This window comes from Chroococcidiopsis cubana SAG 39.79 (assembly GCF_003991895.1).
Taxonomy (GTDB): Bacteria; Cyanobacteriota; Cyanobacteriia; order Cyanobacteriales; family Chroococcidiopsidaceae; genus Chroococcidiopsis; species Chroococcidiopsis thermalis.
Map to the genome: position 1 here is coordinate 1 of NZ_RSCK01000293.1, position 521 is coordinate 521.

Annotated in this window: 1 pseudogene; it reads right to left on the reverse strand. The window is 42.6% G+C overall.

Annotated features, from left to right (window positions below):
- Window positions 1-293: pseudogene (locus tag DSM107010_RS37970) on the reverse strand (hypothetical protein); the annotation flags it as partial.
- Window positions 294-521 lie beyond the last annotated feature (228 nt).

Consider the following 521-nt stretch of genomic DNA (forward strand, 5'->3'; position numbering starts at 1 on the left):
TCAAAATTGGCGATCGCGTTTCCATTGGAGTCTCGAATTTCAATCGCTAATTCAACGGAGGTATTGGGAGCGATCTTGTCTGGAGTTGTCAGTTTGGCTTTGGTAGCAGTTTTCTTCTCTCCGTCATTAGCACGATCCATCCCGTGTCCTTCATGGTTCACGTTTGCTTGTGCATGCTCGTTATGCTCGGTTGTACTACTCGCCATTGTTTCTTGAATGTTCGATGATGACGAGCAGCTTTGAACGAATAATAAGGTAGTTGCTATGGTAAACGCGATCGCTAAACGATTCATAAACTTTCTCCTATTTTCCAGCAGTCAATTAATCCTAAATTCTCCTGTAGGCTAGAGAGTCAAGGATTTTTCTCATAATTTCAGCAATTAAGCCCGATTATTGTCTGAATACGCAGCTTTTCGGGAACGAGATAACTGCAAGCGAACAGAACCGATCGCGATATATAAAATCGGTACGACAAACAAACTCAAAAATGTCGCAACTAGCATTCCTCCGAAAACTGCCGT